Below are 17,547 nucleotides of genomic sequence, written 5' to 3' on the forward strand. Positions count from 1 at the left end.
TCGTGGCGGAGGTGCAGGGCGGCCACTACGACGTCGTCATCATCGGCGCCGGCCCCGCGGGGCTCTCGGCGGGGCTGAATCTCGTCCGCGCGCGCCGCAGCGTGCTGCTGCTCGACAGCAACCGGCCGCGCAACGCGGCGACCCTGCACTCGCACGGCTTCCTGACCCGCGACGGCGTCTCGCCGCTCGAGCTGCGCCGCCTCGGCCGCGCCGAGCTCGAGCAGTACGAGGAGGCCCAGGTGCACAACGCGATGGTGACCGCCGTCGAGCGCTCCGGCGGCGAGTTCGTCGTCACCGCGAAGGGCGTCCGCGGCTCGGCCGACCGCTCCGTGCTGGCGACCGCGGTCGTCGTCGCGGGCGGCCTCTCCGAGCGCCTCCCGACGCTGCCCAGCCTCCGCGCCTACTACGGCACCGCCGTGCACAGCTGCATGGAGTGCGACGGCTACGAGAAGGCCGGCGAGCCGCTGGCCCTGATCGGCGAGACCGCCGACCTCGCCGAGCGCGCCATGCTCCTCTCCCAGTGGTCGACCGACCTCATCGTCTTCACCAACGGCGTCGGAGTCGTCAGCGACACCGACGAGTCGCTCCTGAACTCGATCGGCATCCGCATCGAGCGCCGCCCCGTCGCGGACCTGGTGGGGGAGCGTGCCGTGATGACCGGCGTCGCCCTCGCCGACGGCGATGTGATCCCGCGCACCGGCGCCTTCGTCCGCCCGGTGTGGGTCCCCGTCCTCGACTACCTCGACCCGGCCGGCCCCGAGGTCGACCCCGACGGCTTCCTCCGCGTCGACGCGGGCGGCCGCACCTCCGTCCCCGGCCTCTACGCCGCCGGCGAGGTCACCGCCCCCGGACCGCAGCAGCTGATCGTCGCCGCGGGCTCCGGCGCGCAGGTCGCCTCGGCGATCAACCGCGACCTCGTCCGCGCCCGCCTCGGCGAGGCCGCGCCCGAGTCGGAGGCCCTCGCCGTGCACGATCGCGGAGCCGATTTGAGCGGCGTGCGTCCGTAGGGTACTGTCGTCTCTCGGCGCCGAGTTCCACTCCGGCCGCCGCCTGGTCCCGGCCTCACCGCCGGATGACCATTGGGGTATGGTGTAATTGGCAACACGACTGATTCTGGTTCAGTTGTTCTTGGTTCGAGTCCAGGTACCCCAGCACTGAAGTGCTCGCGAGAGTCGAAGCATCGCCCGGCGTTCGTCGCCGTTGTGGCTCCTCTCGCTGCGATCCCGCTTGTCGCCGGGCGTCCCGACCACGGTCTTGCTCTCCGTCCGGCACCGCCGCGCGTCCCGCGCACAGGACGCCGCATCCGCCGTCCGGCCGACGCCCGGGAACCCCGTCCATGCCACGATGAACCTGTACATCGCTCAGAAACCCGCCCCGCGCGGGTTCCGAGAAGGGGGTCCCTCGTCCATGAATTCTGATCTGCTCTGGGTCGTAGGCGCCGGCATCGTCGTCGGTGTCGTCCTGCTGCTCGCCATCATCGGCTTCTTCATCTTCCGCGCCTGGTACCAGGTCCCGCAGGCCGACGAGGCCATCGTGATCGTCGGAAAGAAGCAGAAGGGCGACGACGGCCTGACCTCGAACATGACCGTCATCACCGGCGGCGGCGCGTTCGTCAACAAGCTGACCCAGCGCTCCGACCGCATCTCGCTGCGGTCGCGGCAGATCAAGATGGAGCCGGTCGCGCAGACCAAGAACGGCGTCACGATCCACCTCGCGGGCGTCGCCCTCGTCAAGATCGGCTCGACGCCGGACCAGGTGCGCGCCGCCGCCGAGCGTTTCGCCTCGCAGGACCAGTCGATCGACGTCTTCACCACCGAGCAGCTCGAGGGCGCGCTGCGCGGCGTCGTCGCGAAGCTCAGCGTCGAGGAGGTCATGCAGGACCGCCAGAAGCTCGGCGACGAGATCGCCGAGGGCATCAAGGGCGACCTGCTCGCCCAGGGACTCGTCCTCGACTCCTTCGCCATCCAGGGCGTCACCGACCGCAACGGCTACATCGAGGCGCTCGGTGCGCAGGAGATCGAGCGCGTCAGGCGCGAGGCCGACGTCGCCCGGATCAATGCGGCCCGCGAGGTCAAGGCCCGTCAGCTCGCCACCGACGAGGCGAACCTGATCGAGCAGACCGCCTTCGACAAGAACACTGCGGCCTCGAAGTCCGAGGTCGGCCGCGCCAACGCCGAGGCCGAGCAGGCCGAGAACCTGGCCCGCGCCGAGCGCGAGCAGGCCGTCCTCGTCCAGCGCGCCGAGAACCGGCAGGCCGAGCTCGACGCCGACGTCAAGCGCGTGGCCGACGCCGAGAAGTACCGGCGCCAGACCGAGGCCGACGCCGACGCCTACGGCCGCGCGAAGAAGGCCGAGACCGACCGCCAGGTCGCGCAGCAGGTGTCCGACGCCGAGGCCTACGCCGTCCAGCGCCAGGCGGAGGCCCGCCAGGCGTCGGCTGCGGCCGAGGCGGCGGCGGTCAGTGCCCGCGCCGAGGCGGAGGCCCACGCTCTGCGCGCCAAGGCCGGTGCCGAGGCCGAGGCCCTGCGCGCGAACGCCTCCGCCGAGGCGGAGGCCATCCGCACCAAGGGTGAGGCGAGCGCCGCCGCGATCCAGGCCGAGGCGGAGGCGCTCCGCGAGAACCAGGAGGCGATCCTGGGCCGCGAGCTCATCGGCCAGCTGCCGTCCCTGATGGCGGAGTTCGCGAAGGGCTACCAGAACGTCGGCACCATCACCCTGATCGGAGGCGACACCGCGGCCACGCACATCGCCCGCGAGCAGGCGGCGAGCCTCACGGCCACGTTCGACAGCGTCAAGTCCGCGACCGGCGTCGACCTCGGAGCCATCCTCCAGGGCCAGGCCTTCGGCCGGGGCGTGGCCTCGACCTCGGCCGCCGCGCCCGCTCCGTCGGCCGATCCCACCGCCGTCCCCTCCACGAGCTGACGACCCGGGGCCGCCCGCCCTCGACGCGGGCGGCCCGGCGTGGTGGGGCCGCGGACGCCGGTGCGGGGGCCGCCGGCGCTTCTCCTCCTGCCGGAGGATCCCCGTCGGGCCCTCCGCTTCCTAGGCTGGCCGGATGTTCGCAGGACTCGCCGGCTGGCACGTCATCATCATCCTCGGCGTCCTGTCGCCGGTCCTCGTCGCCGCGATCGGCGTCCCTGTCGCCGTCGCGCAGGGCCGTGCCCGCCGCGACGCGGGCCTCGTGACGGATCCGCGCGTCAACACCGTCTCGATCGTGGCCTTCGTGGCCGCCTTCGTGGTCGGTCTCGTCGGCCTCGTCCTCGGCCACGTCGCCCGGGCGCAGATCCGGCGCACCGGCGAGGCCGGCTGGGGCTTCGCCACCTTCGCCCTCGTCCTCGGCTACTGGTCGACGGCTCTCGCCGTCCTCGCGGGCGTCTCCCTGCTGGTCTCCGCGCTCGCCTGAGCGCCCTGACTCCGCGCCCCGCCCAGCCGTCGCCGATCCGTCACCCGCGGTCGCCCCGACCGCCCGAGGACGACCCTCCGCGCCGGATCGACGCCCCCTCGCTCGACGAGCACGCGGCGGGCGATCCGTCCACTCCCCGTGCACTCCGCGGTCCGGACGTACGCTGGCCCGATGGGACAGGGGAGGGCGCGCGGGCTCGGCCGGGCCGCCGTCGTCCTGACCGCGGTGCTCCTGCTGACCGGCTGCAGCGGCGACTCCTTCCGCGCCGACTTCACACGCACCTTCGCCAGCGACGAGGCGGTCGCCGACGTCGAGCTCGCGACGGTCGAGGACATGCCGTTCACCGGCGGAGTCAGCGCCGAGGTCGTCGCCCGCGAGGACCTCTCCGACGCCGACGTGACGTCCCTCGCCGAGCGGTTGGCCGCCTTCGCCGCGAAGCGCCCGACGGGCGACGTGCGGATCCTCCTCGACGCCGACGACCTCACCCTGCCCGTGTCCGGCGACGAGGACCTCACGTCCGGCCGGATCGCCGCCGCCCTCGCGCTCCGGGACGACCCGCGAGTCTCCTCCCTCGCCCTCGCGGCCGATGACAGCGAGGACCGCGTGAGCGGCCTGAGCCTCTTCTTGGCGGAGCAGACGACCGCCGACGACGCCTTCGCTCTCGCCCGCGACGCCCCCGCGCTCCTCCCCGACGCCCCGCCCCTGCACGTGAGCGTCCAGAGCGCCGACCGCTCGCTGCTCGTCACCGGCACTCCGGGCCCCTGGCTCGACGACGCCCAGCGCCTCTGGACCGCGATCTCGGCCGCCGTCCCCACCGCGGGCTTCCGCGCCGCCCCCGACCACCTCGACGTGACCCTGACGAGCGACGCCGACCGCGCTGCGGCGACACTCGCCGCCGCCACCGTCCCCAGCGGCGCGACCGCCGTCACGTTCTCCGGCCCCTGACCGCCGAGGACGCCACCGCCCTCGAGCGCAGGCTCGTGCAGCCTCGTCATTCCGGATCCCCGCGCCGGTCAGCAGCGCGGCCTCACCGTCACTCCCAGGTCGCGACGACAGGATTCCATCGACCGGCCACGGCGGCGGACAGCACCGGGTCGGCGAAGCGCGCGACCGCGCCGAGCAGATCGCCGAACGCCTCGGGGAGCTCGCCGTCTCGGTGCGAGCGGGTACGCCAGGCGCGGTACTTCTGCTGTGCTCGTTCGCTCATGGGCGCGAGCGCGGGCAGGAGGGGCGCCAGCGCGACCCCGCGGTACTCGGCGACAGCGGTCATCGAGGTGCGGAGCTCTCCTGCGTCGACCGAGTGGAGTCGTGTGAGCACGTGGACGTCTGCGAAATCACGCCATCGAGTGTTGGCGACACCGCGGTCGATGGCAGTGATGATCTTCTCGGCGATCACCATCGTCAGCGGGTACCCGAGTACCGTCACGGGTGGGAGGCCGAGAGGGACGACGCGCGGCAGATCGATGAGGCGTGGCGCAGGCCAGATTGGGTCGCCGAAGTTCACGTCCATCCCGATGGTCAACCGCGCAGTGCCGAGCTGTGCGGTCAGTCTCACTCGAACGCCCGCGTACTCGTCCTCGTCGCGGATCGTCGTCGCGGTGACGGCGGACGGGTCGAAGACGAGGCCGTCGGCGCACCCCAGCGCCGCGATCGCTCGAACACGCTCCGCGACCTCCTCGGGGTCACTGTCGAGTCCGGTCGCCTGGAGGTCGATGTCCTTCGTCGGGCGGCGCGCAGCGAACGCGGCGAGCAGCACACCGCCCTTGAGAACGAAGTCCTCGCGGTACTCGGAGAGCGCGATCCGCGCCAGCAGCCCCTCGAGCGCGTACAGGGTCATCAGCTCCTGCACGTCCGCGCCGGACCGCCGGGCGAAGGAGCGGATGGCGAGGATCGCGTTCCCCGCCGGGGTGCCGTGCTGCGGACCAGGGCTCACAGAAGAACCTCCAGGGCCTGCTGGAGTGCGGGACGCGCCATCGGGAAGCCCTCGGCCATCGCGAGCAGCGCACCCGGGCTGCTGCCCCGCCTGCGGAGCCACTGCTTGAGCGCGCCGAGCGCGAGGTCGGCGCCCCAGACGTGCCGCAGCCGGAAGACGTCGATCAGGGTGCGCTCGGCCGAGTAGAGGCCGATCGACATCCCACCGGGGAGTGCGTGTTCACCGCGACCGACGCCGAAGGTGCCGGCATCGAACCGGTGCCACGTGAGGAGGGCGTGATGCACGGTGACCGTCTGAGCGCCGCGTGGAACAGCGACGTCGCTTCGAGAAGGGATCTCGTCGGTCAGCTCGTGCAGCGAGAGCGCCGTCAGCAGGCACAGCGTGGCGTCGGCGTTCTTCGCCGCGATCGCGATCCACGCCGCCGTCGTGTCGTCGGCGAGCCCCGATCGGAGGAACAGGCCGGGAGCGATGCGCTCGAATTCGCCGGTCCGGATCAGGTGGTCGAGGCCGTACCGGGTGAGGCCTTGCGCAGCCAGACCGCGGTAGTCGAGAAGGTCCGGCACAGTCGTGGCGTCCACGCTCGCCCTCCCCTCAGCAGAATTCGATACAGGTTCACTATACCTGTACCGCTTTTCGTCGTGTCGTGTGACTCCGAACGTCTGCGGCTCCGTGATCCCTGCTCAGAAGTAGCGCGCCAGGTGCGCGCGGAGTGCTTCGTCGCAGACGTGCACGTAGGTCCCCCTGATCCCGCGGGTGAGCAGCACCGTGTAGATGTTGCGCACGTAGGCGAGCAGGTCCTCGTCGCTGTAGGTGATGCCGAGCTTCTTGTTGTTCTCGCGGCCCTTCTTGTCGAAGGAGTGCGCGCGGTCGAAGACGATGCGGCCCGAGGCGGTGTCGTAGCGCAGGTCCCGGCCGATGATCACTCCGGCGTAGTTCAGGTCGTAGCCCTGCACCGTGTGGATCGAGCCGACCTCGTCGATCGCGCCGGGGGAGTTGATCCAGTCGCGCTGCGTCTGATTCCAGCGGAGCGATTCGTCGCCGATCACGATGTCGAAGGCGCCCTTGTCCGTCTTCGTGACCCACTTCCACGCGTAGCCGGCGACCAGTCGCGAGAGGCCGTGCTCCCGGTCGCGCTGCACCACGGCCCGCCGCAGCTCGCTCGGGTCGTCGAAGAAGCGCAGGTCGTACTCGCCGAAGTCCTCTCGCGCGGGGGGAGGCTCGTCGGACAGCACGGCGCGCACGTAGCCGACGTAGTCCTTGTCCGCGGCGATGCGCATCTGCGAGCGGAGCGGGTAGAGCCGACCCGCGGCCGACGCCTCGGCCAGCACGGCTCGGGTGACGGTGGCGGGCAGGTCCGCCGGGCGCACGGTCTGCGCGGTGTCCAGCATCAGGATCGTGTGCCGGCTCTGCGCGCGGATCCAGTCGAGCTGCGTGTGCTCCACCGAGTCCTCGCCGAAGAGGCGCTCGTTGATGTCGATGAACTTCCGGTTCAGCGGCCCCGACGGCTGATTCGCGCGCTGGCTGAGCCGGTGCGCCTCGTCGACGAGCAGCAGGTCGAACGGCTCGTCGCTCTCGCCGACCTGGAACGGCGTCAGCACGAGGTCCTTCGACAGCCCCGGCGTGAGCGTGAACACCCGCGAGATCGACCCGCGCAGCGACTGCTGCGGCACGACCAGGCCGACCCGCAGCGTCGCGAGCAGCTCGGCGTGCCCCGGGGTGAAGAACTCGCTGAAGACGGAGTCGGCGTCCAGCGGCTCCTCCGGGTCGTGCCGGCGGATGTCCTGCAGGAGCTTCAGCAGGTAGATGGCGACGACGGTCTTCCCGGTGCCCGGGTCGCCCTGCACGACGACGGTGCTCCGCTCGCCGGACTCGAGGTCGGCGAACAGCCCCTCGAGGATGTCCTCGACGGCGACGGCCTGATCGTGGTTGAGCGCCTTGAACGGCGACAGCTTGAAGAGGTCGCTGTTGACGATCTCCGGGAGCGTTCGCTGGAAGAGGTGCTCCCGGGTGCGGAGTACCTCGAAGACCTCGTCGAACGTCTCGCGGTACGACGCGCGGTCGAAGTAGTCGGCGTCGGTGATGCCGGCGTTCTGATTGAGGACCGTCAGGCGTCCCTCGCCGGCGAGCATCCGCAGGAGGAACGACTCGAGATCGAGGCAGGCAGACTTGTTGAACGTGTCGTCGAAGACCACCCGCACGCGATCGAGTCGGCTCTTGACCGGCGAGTCCAGGTGCTGGCGCAGCCGTGCCTCCGCGTTCAGCGACTCGCCGACGTAGACCTCCGAGGCGCTGTCGAGGACGTACACGACGGGCCAGTTGCGGTGGCGAGGGTCGGCGGCTCCCCAGGCGCGCACTCGGTCCCCGTCGAAGGGCAGGCGCTCGAGCTCAAAGCCGGTCATGCTTCTCGCTCCGGCCCCGCGCCTTCTCCACCGGGTACTTCGCGCGCGTCTTCTCGAGCTTGTCGAGGACGATCGCGCCGGGATCGACTCCGAGCCGGTCGGCGAGGAGGAAGCAGTACGTCAGGACGTCCGCGAGCTCCTCGACCGCGGCCGGGAGGTCGCTCCCGCCCCACTGGAAGCACTCGAGCAGCTCGCCCGACTCGATGCTGATGCTCTTCGCGAGGTTCTCCGGCGAGTGGAACTGCGCCCACTCCCGCTCCCGGACGAAGGCGCGGAGGGCGTCGAGGACGTCGTCATCGGGCATGGCTGCCAAACTACAGCGGCGGTGCGGTGGTCCCGCTGCCCCCTCGCGCGGAGATGTCGGCCTGATGCCGGACGACCCTCGTGCACGCGTTATTTCGCGCCGTCAGGACATTCAGAAGTCGTTCTGAACTAGGATCGAGAGATGGCGACCACCCCGATCCCGACGTTCCAATCCTCCGAGCTGAGCCGGAACGCGCGCGCCGTCTTCGCGGCGGCGGAGGAGCAGCCGGTCGACGTCACCCGTCGCGACGGGGACGACCTCGTGCTGATGTCCAAGCGCGAGGCGGACTCGCGCGAGCAGCTGCTCCAGCTGGCCGCGCAGCTCATCGCGGTCTCGACCGACGACCGGGGGACGCTCGGCGACCGGATGGCGCAGGTCTTCCCCTGGATGCTCGCGCTGTCCGGCCCGGACCGGGAGCAGTGCGCGAAGGACCTGCTGTCGACGGCGCGCGCGTCCTTCGCCACCGGTCACGCGCACCTGGCCGCGGCCGAGCTGGTCTCCTGGCGGGAGTCGGCCACGGCGATCGCCGACGGACTCGCGATCATGCCGGTCGACTGGCTCGAGACCGGCGTCGTCGTCGAGCGTCCGTAGCCGTGGCGAGGGACAGCCGCGTCGAGCGGCCGCTCAAGAAGTCCGAATACGAGATCCGCTTCGCCACGTTGCAGGCGCAGAAGGGCTGGACCGATCTCTGCGCCACCAGCCGGAACGCCGTGACGGAGGCGTGGGACTTCCTGACGCGGACGCCGACGGAGACGACCCCGTCCAACTACCGGTTGCGGGGCGAGCTCGGCACCCTGACGAAGGGCGCCGACGTGCACGAGCGCTGGCAGCACAAGCCGACGCGGCAGGGCGACGCGCGCCTCTGGTTCTTCGTGGTGGGGCGGACGGTGTTCCTCGAGCAGGTGCACACCCGGCATCCGAACGCGACGAAGTGAGTCACGCCTCCGCGGTGCCGAGCTCCTTGCGCATCTGGATCGACGTCGGCTCGTAGCCGAGCGACTCGTACAGTCCCCGCGCCGTCGTGTTGAAGCCGAAGACGTTCAGCGCGAGCGCGCGGTAGCCGCGCGAGCGGGCGTGCTCCTCCGCCAGCAGCATCGCCGCGCGGCCGAACCCGCGGCCGCGCTCCGACGGGTCGACCTCGACGTCCCAGATGTAGGCGACGCCCTCGAGCTCCTGCGGGTGCGGCCCCACCCAGATCACGCCGACCGGGCGCCCGTCGTCGAGGACCCGCAGCAGGTCGTGGCTCGGTGCTAGCACTCCGCCCGGGAACAGCCGCTCGTCGTTCGCGTCCGCGTTCCGCAACGCCGCGGCCTCGTCGTCGCCCGCGCGCATCCGGTCCGCGACGTAGGACACGCGCTGGACGGACATCCACTCGGCGAGTTCGGCGAGCGGGAACGGCGCGAGCGACACGGGCATGCCCCCACGCTCGCACACCCGCCGCGCACCATCAGCTGAGACGGGTGGGTCTCGCCCCACAGGGGAGGCCCACCCCTCTCAGCTGATGTTGCGCGCGGCTCCGGCGCCGAACCGCGATCAGGAGCGGTCCGCGCCCTCGCTCTCCGCCGCCGCGGTCTGCTCCGCGTGCTTCTTCTTGCCGAAGCGCGTCGCCAGGAACAGCAGCGTGCCCACGACCACGTAGCCGGCGGTCCCGAGCCAGACCACGCCGGTCTGCTGTGTCAGCAGCACGACGCTGGCGATGATCGCCAGGATCGGCACGATCCGGGCCACCGAGAAGTGCGGGTGGTCGACGCGGTCCTTCTTCAGCACCAGCACCGAGATGTTCGCCGAGATGAAGACCAGGAGCAGCAGGAGCACGGTCGTCTCGGCCAGCGTGCCGACGTCGCCGATCAGGCTGAGCAGCATGGTCACGCCGCCGACGACGACGATCGAGACCCAGGGGGTGCGGCGGTTCGGCAGCACGCGGCCGAAGGCGCTGGGCAGCAGACCGGAGGACGCCAGTCCGAAGCCGACCCGGCTCGCCATCACCATGAACAGCAGCGCGCCGTTCGCGATCGCGATGAGCGCGATCAGGCCGAACAGCCACGGCGGCACCGCCACGCCGCTGGCCGCGACCACATCGAGCAGCGGACCGGTCGACTCCGCGAGCTCCTCGTTCGGCAGCACGATCACCGCGCCGAGGGCGATCAGGAGGTAGACCACGGCGGCGGTGATCAGCGCGCCGAACAGCGCGCGCGGGTAGACCTTCGAGGGGTTGCGGACCTCCTCCGCCATGTTCGCCGCGGCCTCGAAGCCGAGGAAGGAGAAGAACGCGACGATGGAGGCGGCGAACGCGCCCTGCAGCGGTGCGACCTCGGGGTTGAACTCGAGGACGCGGCCGGCGTCGCCGTTGCCGCCGCCGAAGAAGATCGCCGCGCAGACGATCACGATGACGAGTCCGCTGACCTCGATCACCGAGGCGACCAGGTTCGCGGTCAGCGACTCCTTCACCCCGCGCAGATTGATCAGCGTGAGCACCGCGATGAAGACGATGGCGGTCGGCGCGGGGGGCACGTCGAGCAGAGCGCCGAGGTAGTCGCCGGCGAAGGCGTTGGCGAGCGAGGCGGCGGTGGTGATCCCGGACGCCATCATCAGGAAGCCGACCAGGAAGGACAGGTACGGCTTGCCGAACGCCCGGTCCACGTAGCGGGCGGCGCCGCCGGCGTGCGGGTACTTGGTGATCAGCTCGGCGTAGGTGCCGGCCGTCAGCAGCGCGATGACGAGCGCGATCAGCAGCGGCAGCCAGATGACGCCGCCGACGTCGGCGGCCATCGTGCCGACGAGCGTGTAGATGCCGGCGCCGAGCGTGTCGCCGACGATGAAGGCGAAGAGCAGCGGGCCGGTGATGACCTTCTTCAGCGACCCTCCGCCCTTCGCGGGGGCACTGGCGGCGGCGTTCGTCGTTTCGGTCATCCGGCGATTCCAACGAGAACCGGGCCCAGGCGCAACCCCTGCCCCGAGATCGCTGCGTGATTTCTCATGCTGGAAACACGCGGGGGAGTGCCCGGATCCGGACCGGAGCGTCTCCGGAGCCGGGCGGGACGCTCGTTCGTCCCGTCCGGTCGACCCGCAGGCTCCCGGACGACGCCGCGTCCGTCTCCCCGGGCGCCACCCCGTGCGCCACGATGAGCGGACGCCCCGCGACGGATCGAGGACCCCCTGCACGACAGCACCCCGCGTCCCGGTCTGCCCGAGCGGCTCGCGCGCCTGATCCGCCTCCGCACCGTCTCGGCCGAGCTCGAGACCGTCGACGAGGCGCTCGCGCTGCTCCGCGAGCTCTACCCCCTGACCCACGAGCGTCTCGAGACCGAGCGGATCACCGACCGCGGACTCCTCTACCGCTGGCCGGGCCGCGACTCCCGTGCGGACCCGCTGGTCCTGATGGCGCACCTGGACGTGGTGCCGGTCGAGGACCCCGCCGCCTGGACGCATCCGCCCTTCGGCGGCGACATCGTCGAGGGCGCTGTCTGGGGCCGCGGCGCCCTCGACGACAAGGGCCCGCTCGTCGTCGTGCTCGAGGCGGTCGAGAACCTGCTGTCCGCCGGCGTCGTGCCGGCCCGCGACGTCCTGCTGGCCCTCGGCGGCGACGAGGAGGTGCGCGGGGCCTCGGCCCGCGCGATCGCCGAGACGCTGCACGAGCGCGGGATCGTGCCCTGGCTCGTGCTCGACGAGGGCAGCGCTGTCGTCGAGGCGCCGCTGCCCGGGGTCGTCGGGCCGGTCGCGATGATCGGCGTCGGCGAGAAGGGCCTGCTCACGCTCCGGCTGACCGCGCGCTCCGCCGGCGGTCACGCCTCCGCCCCGCCGCGACTCACTGCGGTCGGCCGCCTGGCGCGGGCGATCACCCGGCTCACGCCCTCGACCTTCCCCGCCCGGGTCCCGGAGGCGCTGGCCCGCGCGCTCGCGCTCCTCGCCGACCGAGCACCCGGCGCTCGCGGCACGCTCTACCGGCTGCTCGGCGCCCGGCCGCAGCTCGCCGCGCCCGTGCTCGCGGCGCTCGGCGGCGAGACGGCGGCCCTGGTCCGCACCACGATCGCGCCGACGATGCTCCGCGCGGGGACCGCCGACAACGTGCTCGCGGCGGAGGCCTCCGCCGTGCTGAACCTGCGCCTGGCCCCCGGGGAGACCGCGGCCGGGGCCGCCGAGCGCGTCCGCCGGCGGATCCGCGACCGCGAGGTGACCGTCGAGGTGGTGCTGGGGGAGGACCCGTCGCCGCAGTCGCCGAGCGACGGCGCCCCCTTCGCGGCGCTGCGGGCGGCGCTCGCCGTCTCGCACCCGGAGGCGGCGGTCGTCCCCTACGTCATCAACGCGGCGACCGACTCCCGCCACCTGCACCGCTTCGCCCCCGCGGTGTACCGCTTCGCACCGCTCCTGATGACGAAGGAGCAGCGCGCCGGGATCCACGGCGTCGACGAGCACGCCGACATCGCGGCCCTCGAGCGCGGCGAGCTCTTCCACCGCGCCCTGATCACCGGGCTCGACGGGTGAGGGCCCGGTGAGCCGCAGGCCGCGCAGGCGCCGGGTGTAGGTTCGTCCGTCGTGGAGACGGTGCCGATGCAGACCCAGGATCACGAGCGGACCCAGGACGGGCCACCGGCCGGGGACCGCGTGCTCGCCGATCTGCGCGCGCTGCTCGGCGACCGCGTCCTCACCGACGCCGACGTCCTCGAGGCCTACCGCCACGACGACGCCGAGTGGGCGCCCTCCGGGCTGCCGCTGGCGGTCGTCCTCGCCGAGAGCGCGGAGGACGTGGCGCACGCCGTCCGCGTCGCCGCCCGCGCGGGTCTGAGCGTCGTCCCGCGCGGCGCCGGCACCGGCCTCTCCGGCGGGGCCAACGCGCTCGCCGGCTGCCTCGTCGTCTCGCTCGAGCGGATGGACGCCGTCCTCGAGATCGACGCGGACGAGCGCTTCGTCGTCGCCCAGCCCGGCGTGATCAACGACGCGCTGCGGGCGGCCGTCGCCGAGGCCGGACTCTGGTACCCGCCGGACCCGGCCAGCTCCGCCATCTCGACCATCGGCGGCAACGCCGCCACCAACGCCGGCGGCATCTGCTGCGTGAAGTACGGCGTCACCCGCGACTACGTGCTCGGGATGAAGGTGGTCCTCGCCGACGGCTCGCTCGTCAGCCTCGGCCGCCGCACTGCGAAGGGCGTCGTCGGCTACGACCTCACCGGCCTGATGGTCGGCTCGGAGGGCACGCTCGGCGTCATCGTCGAGCTGACCCTCCGCCTGCTCCCGCTGGCGGGCCGTGAGCAGCGCGCGATCGTCGGCTCCTTCGGCTCGCTCGAGGACGCCGGAGTCGCGGTCGCCGCGATCTCCGCCGCCGGCATCATCCCCTCCGCCCTCGAGATCATCGACAGCACCTGCCTGCGCGCCGTCGACGACTGGCAGCACCTCGGCCTGCCGCACGGCGTCGACACGCTGCTGCTGGCCAAGGTCGACGAGCCGGGGGAGGCGGGTCGCACCGCCGCCGACCGCGTCGAGGCGCTGATGGCCGGTGCCCGCGCGCTCTCGGTCGAGCAGGCCACCGACCAGGAGGAGGTCGACCGGCTCTTCCTGGCCCGCCGCCTCGCCTACCCGGCGCTCGAGCGCCTCGGTCCGGTGCTCACCGAGGACGTCTGCGTGCCGCGCCGCGCCGTCCCCGAGATGCTCGCGCGCATCCGCTCGGCCGCTGCGGACCACGACGTGGTCATCGCGACGATCGCGCACGCCGGCGACGGCAACCTGCACCCGCTGATCATCGCGCCCGAGGGCGACGAGGCCGCGAAGGCCCGGGCGAAGAGCGCCTTCGACCGCATCGTCGAGGACTGCCTCGACCTCGGCGGCACCGTCACCGGCGAGCACGGCGTGGGCCTCCTGAAGCTGCCGGGAGCGGCGGACGAGCTCGGCCCGCGCGTGCTCGGCATGCACCGCTCGATCAAGGACGCCCTCGATCCGCTCGGCGTGCTCAACCCGGGCAAGGCGTTCCCGGGCTGAGCCGGCGCGGGCGTCGGCCGTCGCCGATCAGCGCGCCAGGAACTCCAGCAGCGCCTCGGTGAAGGCCTTCGGCTGCTCGATGTTCGCCGCGTGCCCGTCCTTCTCGATGACGAGGGAGTCGCCCCGCGGAGCGAGCGAGGCCGCGGCCGCCGCGTGCTCGGCAGGCCAGAACTCGCTCTCGCGCCCGGCGACGAAGAGCACCGGCACGCTCGTCCGCGCGATCACCGGACGCCAGTCCGCCTTCGCGTGGTCGTTCAGCAGCAGTCGCTCGGTCTCCGTCAGCTCCCGGCGCTCGCCGCCGCCGAGCGCCTTCAGCAGCCGCGCGATCCGCACCGGCCCCTTGGACGCGACACTCCAGCGGCCGGGATCCGGGATCGTGGTCGCGAAGAGGGTGTCGCGGTTCGCCTCGGTGTAGTCGTAGAAGCCGTAGGGCCAGTCGTCGCCGTTGAGCATGCGCGGTGTCTGGTCGACGATCACGATGCGGTCGACGCGGCTCGCGTCGGTGCTCTCGTCGGTGCTTCCCGCCGTGCCTCCCGCGGAGCCGGCCAGGAACGCCCAGATCGAGTTCCCGCCCATCGACCCGCCGACCAGCGCCGCGCCGCGCAGATCCAGGTGGCGCAGCAGCTGCGCGAGATCCGCGCCGTGCCGGAGCATCGTCGCGCCGGCCTCCGTCCGCTCGGACAGCCCGTGCCCGCGTCGGTCGAACGAGATCACCCGGTAGCCGGCCTCGGCGAGCGGCCCCTGCTGCGGCTTCCAGCTCGTCGCCGGCGCCTTGAACCCGGCGATCAGCACCACCGGCCGCCCGGCCGGGTCGCCCTGCTCGGTCCAGCTCAGCCGGACCCCGTCGTCCGTGGTGAAGTCCGGCATCGTGGCCCCTCGTCGCTCTCGTCGCGGCCTGCTCCGGCCGCTCCCCGCCACGCTAGTGCGACGGGAGGCGCGCGTCGCCGCCCGTGGGGACCCTCTCGCGATCAGGCCTCCTCGAGCACGCTCCGCACCGCGTCGTTGGCCTCCCGCCACTCCTCCGGGTCGGCCTCCTCCCAGAGCTCGGTGAGCTCGCTGCCGGGCGAGTCGGCGGCGGCCAGCGCGGCGAGAGCGAGCGCCACGAGCTCGTCGTCGGGCCGCCCGGCCCGCTGCACGAAGTGCGCGATCGTCTCGGCGTGCGGACCGCCCTCCCGGCCGAGTCCGCGCGCGACCACCTCGGCGGCCGCGATCGCGAGGGTCGCCGCATCCGCGTCCACCTGCGTCCGCGAGACCGCGGCGTCCAGCGCCTCGCGGACGTACTGCCAGTCGCCGGCCTCGTCGAGCTCGTAGACCCAGTCGCTCGCCGTGTCGTTGCCGAACGGCTCTCCACTCCATGCACCCATGGCCCGACGCTACGCCGACGCGCGCGCGGCCGCATCGCCGACGCTCCGATCGATCCGGCGGGGAAGCACGTGCCGGAGCACGCGAGACAGCCCTTCGCGACGGATCGACACGGGAGGTCGCGCGGCCGTGCTCGCGGACCGCCCGTTCCGCGTTCTCCGGGCGTTCACCACGGCGAGCTCCCCGCGCGTGACCCGGCTCGCCCGCACTGGGTAGGCTGTACTGCTCCGTCGTCGAGGGGGAGCGGTCGCGGAGGAACGATGGGCAAGAAGCGCAATCAGGGACGATCCGGGAACGGGCGCTCCGGCGGCTCCGGCGGCCAGGGCGGCGGCCGCACGGCCGAGACCGCGCTGATGGTGCGGTTCCGCAGCTGGTACCGGTCGCACCTCGCCGACGTCGCCGTCCTGCACGAGCACCTCGACGTCGACGAGGCCGTGGAGGTCCTCACCGACCTCTTCGCCATGACCCGCGACCTGCGCCCGCGCGGCTCGTTCGCCCAGCCGGACGCCGAGCTCCTCGAGGCCGTCTTCGACCAGATCGAGGCCGACCTCTCCGGCGAGGAGAGCGAGGCCGACCTGGACGACACCCTCTTCACCGTCGCCGAGGTCGTCGAGCACTTCCTCGACTTCCTCACCGACGAGGACCTCTGGACCGGCACCGACGAGGAGCTCGACGAGTGCCAGGCCGTGCTCGACGAGGTCCTCGACCTCGCCGGCTCCTTCGTCGAGGCCGTCCTCGACGACCTGCTCGAGGTCGAGGAGGTCCCGGACGCCGAGATGCTCTCCGCCGCCCGCGCCACCGCCCTCGTGCACGCCGCCGACGTCGTCGTCGAGCACCTCGCCGGCGCCGACAGAGCGACGATCTCCGAGCGCGCCGCCCGCGAGATCGTGGTCGAGGCCGGTGTCGCCTCCGCCGGCTCGTCGCCGAGCGACGACGCCGTCCGCATCCCGGTCTCCGCCTGGTGGGACGCGCTGGTCGCCTCCGACGTGCTCGACGCCGACGGCTCCACCGCCGGCCTCGGCGACGCCGCGCCGGCCTGGCGCAGCTCCGAGGCGCGCGAGGCCACGGTCGAGCGCATCGCCTACATCGCCCGCTTCATCGAGCTCTGGCTCGTCAGCGCGCAGGAGGCGCTCGCCGCCGCCGACACCGAGAACGGCGCCTTCTCGCCGCGCGAGCGCGCGATCACCACCACCGACGCCGTCCTCGCCCGGATCGCGGTCGCCTGCCAGGCGCAGATCCACGAGGGCCTCGTCGTCGGCGAGCTGGTCGACGAGCTCGCCGCCGAGCTCGACGTCTCGCTCGAGGACGCCCTGGACGAGCGCGAGCGGATGGTCGGCGCGGCCGAGCGGATGCTCGACGACGCCGCCGAGCTCGGACTGCTGCTGCACTCGCCCGAGTTCGGCTACGTGCTCCCCGAGGGCCTGCAGCCGGTCCTCGCCTCGGTGGTCCGCGCGAGCATCGTGCTGCTCGGCGCCCGCGACGCCACCCGCCTCGAGATCCTCGACGAGGCGACGGAGGACACCGACTCCGCCTACGCCCTGCACGTCTCGCTGCTCGGCACGAAGCCGGTCGTCTGGCGCCGGCTCGAGCTGTCCTCGGAGTCGTCGCTGCGCGATCTGCACCTCGCGCTGCAGCTCTCGCTCGGCTGGACCGACGCGCAGCCGCACTACTTCAGCGTCGGCGTGCCCGACGAGGAGCAGGCGCCGATCGGCTCGCCGGCCGACGCGGAGGAGCTCGGCTCCGGCCTCGTCGACGAGGGCGGCGTCGCGCTCGCCGAGGTGCTCGAGAGCGTCGGCGACGAGCTGTTCTACGTCTACGACCTCGAGGACGAGTGGCGCCACGTCATCCGCCTCGAGTCGGTGTCGCCGCTCGGCGCCGCCCTGCCGCGCTGCACCGGCGCGCGCGGAGCCGCTCCGCTCGACGCGCCCGGCGGCCCGGCCGCCTGGGCCGACACGGTCCGCGCCGCGACCGATCCGTCGTCCGCCGACCACGCGGAGGCGCTCGACGCCCTCGGGCTCGCCCCGGAGGCGGCGTTCGACCCCGCCAGCGTCGACATCGACGGCATCAACCGCTCGCTCGGCCTGCTCCGCGCGGCGGTCTGACCGGTCCGCGCCGCAGAACGTCAGCCGAGAGGCCCCGTCATCGCCGATCGCGGCTGACGGGGCCTCTCGGCTGA

General features: G+C 72.7%; 17 protein-coding genes and 1 tRNA gene. 10 read left to right on the forward strand and 8 right to left on the reverse strand.

What is annotated here, in order from left to right:
* Nucleotides 1-2: 2 nt before the first annotated feature.
* The 5 genes from EDF17_RS17685 (at nucleotide 3) to EDF17_RS17705 (ending at nucleotide 4,348) form a co-directional block, all read left to right on the forward strand.
* Nucleotides 3-1,007: an NAD(P)/FAD-dependent oxidoreductase gene (locus EDF17_RS17685; protein WP_243732955.1), complete on the forward strand. Its 1,005-nt coding sequence runs from the start codon at nucleotides 3-5 to the stop codon at nucleotides 1,005-1,007.
* Between the two features lie 73 nt (nucleotides 1,008-1,080).
* A tRNA-Gln gene (locus EDF17_RS17690) sits at nucleotides 1,081-1,152 on the forward strand.
* Nucleotides 1,153-1,407: 255 nt separating this feature from the next.
* Entirely contained in the window at nucleotides 1,408-2,922 is a 1,515-nt protein-coding gene (locus EDF17_RS17695; RefSeq protein WP_123447942.1) for an SPFH domain-containing protein, read from the forward strand.
* A 133-nt stretch (nucleotides 2,923-3,055) separates the two neighbouring features.
* The gene (locus EDF17_RS17700; RefSeq protein ID WP_123447941.1) at nucleotides 3,056-3,403 is read left to right on the forward strand and encodes a DUF4190 domain-containing protein; all 348 of its coding nucleotides are present in this window, start codon (nucleotides 3,056-3,058) and stop codon (nucleotides 3,401-3,403) included.
* A gap of 171 nt (nucleotides 3,404-3,574) precedes the next feature.
* Nucleotides 3,575-4,348 (forward strand): hypothetical protein, encoded by a 774-nt coding sequence (locus tag EDF17_RS17705; protein ID WP_123447940.1) that lies wholly within the window; start codon nucleotides 3,575-3,577, stop codon nucleotides 4,346-4,348.
* Nucleotides 4,349-4,436: 88 nt separating this feature from the next.
* Here the strand turns inward: EDF17_RS17705 and EDF17_RS17710 are convergent, their stop codons facing one another.
* The 4 genes from EDF17_RS17710 to EDF17_RS17725 all read right to left on the reverse strand — a co-directional run bounded on the left by EDF17_RS17710 (nucleotide 4,437) and on the right by EDF17_RS17725 (nucleotide 8,039).
* Nucleotides 4,437-5,336, reverse strand: a complete 900-nt coding sequence (locus EDF17_RS17710; protein WP_185020010.1) for a nucleotidyl transferase AbiEii/AbiGii toxin family protein — start codon at nucleotides 5,334-5,336, stop codon at nucleotides 4,437-4,439.
* The gene (locus EDF17_RS17715; protein ID WP_123447939.1) at nucleotides 5,333-5,914 is read right to left on the reverse strand and encodes a hypothetical protein; all 582 of its coding nucleotides are present in this window, start codon (nucleotides 5,912-5,914) and stop codon (nucleotides 5,333-5,335) included. The genes EDF17_RS17710 and EDF17_RS17715 overlap by 4 nt, the downstream gene beginning before the upstream one ends.
* A 102-nt stretch (nucleotides 5,915-6,016) precedes the next feature.
* Nucleotides 6,017-7,735, reverse strand: a complete 1,719-nt coding sequence (locus EDF17_RS17720) for a DUF2075 domain-containing protein (protein WP_123447938.1) — start codon at nucleotides 7,733-7,735, stop codon at nucleotides 6,017-6,019.
* Nucleotides 7,722-8,039, reverse strand: coding sequence for a nucleotide pyrophosphohydrolase (locus tag EDF17_RS17725; protein ID WP_123447937.1), 318 nt, complete (start codon nucleotides 8,037-8,039; stop codon nucleotides 7,722-7,724). Before EDF17_RS17725 ends, EDF17_RS17720 begins: the two co-directional genes overlap by 14 nt.
* 141 nt (nucleotides 8,040-8,180) lie before the next feature.
* Here EDF17_RS17725 and EDF17_RS17730 point away from each other — a divergent pair, with 141 nt between their 5' ends.
* Entirely contained in the window at nucleotides 8,181-8,630 is a 450-nt protein-coding gene (locus EDF17_RS17730) for a prevent-host-death protein (RefSeq protein WP_123447936.1), read from the forward strand.
* 2 nt (nucleotides 8,631-8,632) lie between these two features.
* Nucleotides 8,633-8,974, forward strand: a complete 342-nt coding sequence (locus EDF17_RS17735) for a hypothetical protein (RefSeq protein ID WP_123447935.1) — start codon at nucleotides 8,633-8,635, stop codon at nucleotides 8,972-8,974.
* Between the two features lies 1 nt (nucleotide 8,975).
* Here EDF17_RS17735 and EDF17_RS17740 read toward each other — a convergent pair whose 3' ends face one another.
* Together EDF17_RS17740 and EDF17_RS17745 are read right to left on the reverse strand one after the other, a co-directional pair.
* Nucleotides 8,976-9,455: a GNAT family N-acetyltransferase gene (locus tag EDF17_RS17740; protein WP_123447934.1), complete on the reverse strand. Its 480-nt coding sequence runs from the start codon at nucleotides 9,453-9,455 to the stop codon at nucleotides 8,976-8,978.
* Between the two features lie 117 nt (nucleotides 9,456-9,572).
* On the reverse strand, nucleotides 9,573-10,949 hold the full coding sequence (locus EDF17_RS17745; RefSeq protein ID WP_123447933.1) for an APC family permease: 1,377 nt from the start codon (nucleotides 10,947-10,949) through the stop codon (nucleotides 9,573-9,575).
* Between the two features lie 297 nt (nucleotides 10,950-11,246).
* On the opposite strand from EDF17_RS17745, the gene EDF17_RS17750 reads away from it, so the two are divergent.
* The gene (locus EDF17_RS17750; protein WP_347814143.1) at nucleotides 11,247-12,521 is read left to right on the forward strand and encodes a M20/M25/M40 family metallo-hydrolase; all 1,275 of its coding nucleotides are present in this window, start codon (nucleotides 11,247-11,249) and stop codon (nucleotides 12,519-12,521) included.
* Between the two features lie 66 nt (nucleotides 12,522-12,587).
* Entirely contained in the window at nucleotides 12,588-14,009 is a 1,422-nt protein-coding gene (locus EDF17_RS17755) for an FAD-linked oxidase C-terminal domain-containing protein (protein WP_123447931.1), read from the forward strand.
* Nucleotides 14,010-14,036: 27 nt separating this feature from the next.
* Here EDF17_RS17755 and EDF17_RS17760 read toward each other — a convergent pair whose 3' ends face one another.
* Nucleotides 14,037-14,876 carry an alpha/beta hydrolase gene (locus EDF17_RS17760; protein ID WP_123447930.1) on the reverse strand — a complete coding sequence of 280 codons (840 nt, stop codon included), beginning with the start codon at nucleotides 14,874-14,876 and terminating at the stop codon, nucleotides 14,037-14,039.
* Between the two features lie 101 nt (nucleotides 14,877-14,977).
* Nucleotides 14,978-15,373 carry a DUF4259 domain-containing protein gene (locus EDF17_RS17765; protein WP_123447929.1) on the reverse strand — a complete coding sequence of 132 codons (396 nt, stop codon included), beginning with the start codon at nucleotides 15,371-15,373 and terminating at the stop codon, nucleotides 14,978-14,980.
* A gap of 258 nt (nucleotides 15,374-15,631) precedes the next feature.
* Between EDF17_RS17765 and EDF17_RS17770 the strand changes: the two genes are divergently transcribed.
* The gene (locus EDF17_RS17770) at nucleotides 15,632-17,473 is read left to right on the forward strand and encodes a plasmid pRiA4b ORF-3 family protein (protein WP_123447928.1); all 1,842 of its coding nucleotides are present in this window, start codon (nucleotides 15,632-15,634) and stop codon (nucleotides 17,471-17,473) included.
* Nucleotides 17,474-17,547 lie beyond the last annotated feature (74 nt).

Source organism: Rathayibacter sp. PhB1 (genome assembly GCF_004362935.1).
Classification (GTDB): Bacteria; Actinomycetota; Actinomycetes; order Actinomycetales; family Microbacteriaceae; genus Rathayibacter; species Rathayibacter festucae.

Excerpts from the sequence above, each read along its gene's own strand:
- EDF17_RS17725 (WP_123447937.1), bottom strand. The coding sequence starts at position 8,039 with ATGCCCGATGACGACGTCCTCGACGCCCTCCGCGCCTTCGTCCGGGAG.
- EDF17_RS17730 (WP_123447936.1), top strand. The coding sequence starts at position 8,181 with ATGGCGACCACCCCGATCCCGACGTTCCAATCCTCCGAGCTGAGCCGG.
- EDF17_RS17765 (WP_123447929.1), bottom strand. The coding sequence starts at position 15,373 with ATGGGTGCATGGAGTGGAGAGCCGTTCGGCAACGACACGGCGAGCGAC.
- EDF17_RS17720 (WP_123447938.1), bottom strand. The coding sequence starts at position 7,735 with ATGACCGGCTTTGAGCTCGAGCGCCTGCCCTTCGACGGGGACCGAGTG.
- EDF17_RS17695 (WP_123447942.1), top strand. The coding sequence starts at position 1,408 with ATGAATTCTGATCTGCTCTGGGTCGTAGGCGCCGGCATCGTCGTCGGT.
- EDF17_RS17760 (WP_123447930.1), bottom strand. The coding sequence starts at position 14,876 with ATGCCGGACTTCACCACGGACGACGGGGTCCGGCTGAGCTGGACCGAG.
- EDF17_RS17755 (WP_123447931.1), top strand. The coding sequence starts at position 12,588 with ATGCAGACCCAGGATCACGAGCGGACCCAGGACGGGCCACCGGCCGGG.
- EDF17_RS17700 (WP_123447941.1), top strand. The coding sequence starts at position 3,056 with ATGTTCGCAGGACTCGCCGGCTGGCACGTCATCATCATCCTCGGCGTC.
- EDF17_RS17740 (WP_123447934.1), bottom strand. The coding sequence starts at position 9,455 with ATGCCCGTGTCGCTCGCGCCGTTCCCGCTCGCCGAACTCGCCGAGTGG.
- EDF17_RS17770 (WP_123447928.1), top strand. The coding sequence starts at position 15,632 with ATGGGCAAGAAGCGCAATCAGGGACGATCCGGGAACGGGCGCTCCGGC.
- EDF17_RS17705 (WP_123447940.1), top strand. The coding sequence starts at position 3,575 with ATGGGACAGGGGAGGGCGCGCGGGCTCGGCCGGGCCGCCGTCGTCCTG.
- EDF17_RS17745 (WP_123447933.1), bottom strand. The coding sequence starts at position 10,949 with ATGACCGAAACGACGAACGCCGCCGCCAGTGCCCCCGCGAAGGGCGGA.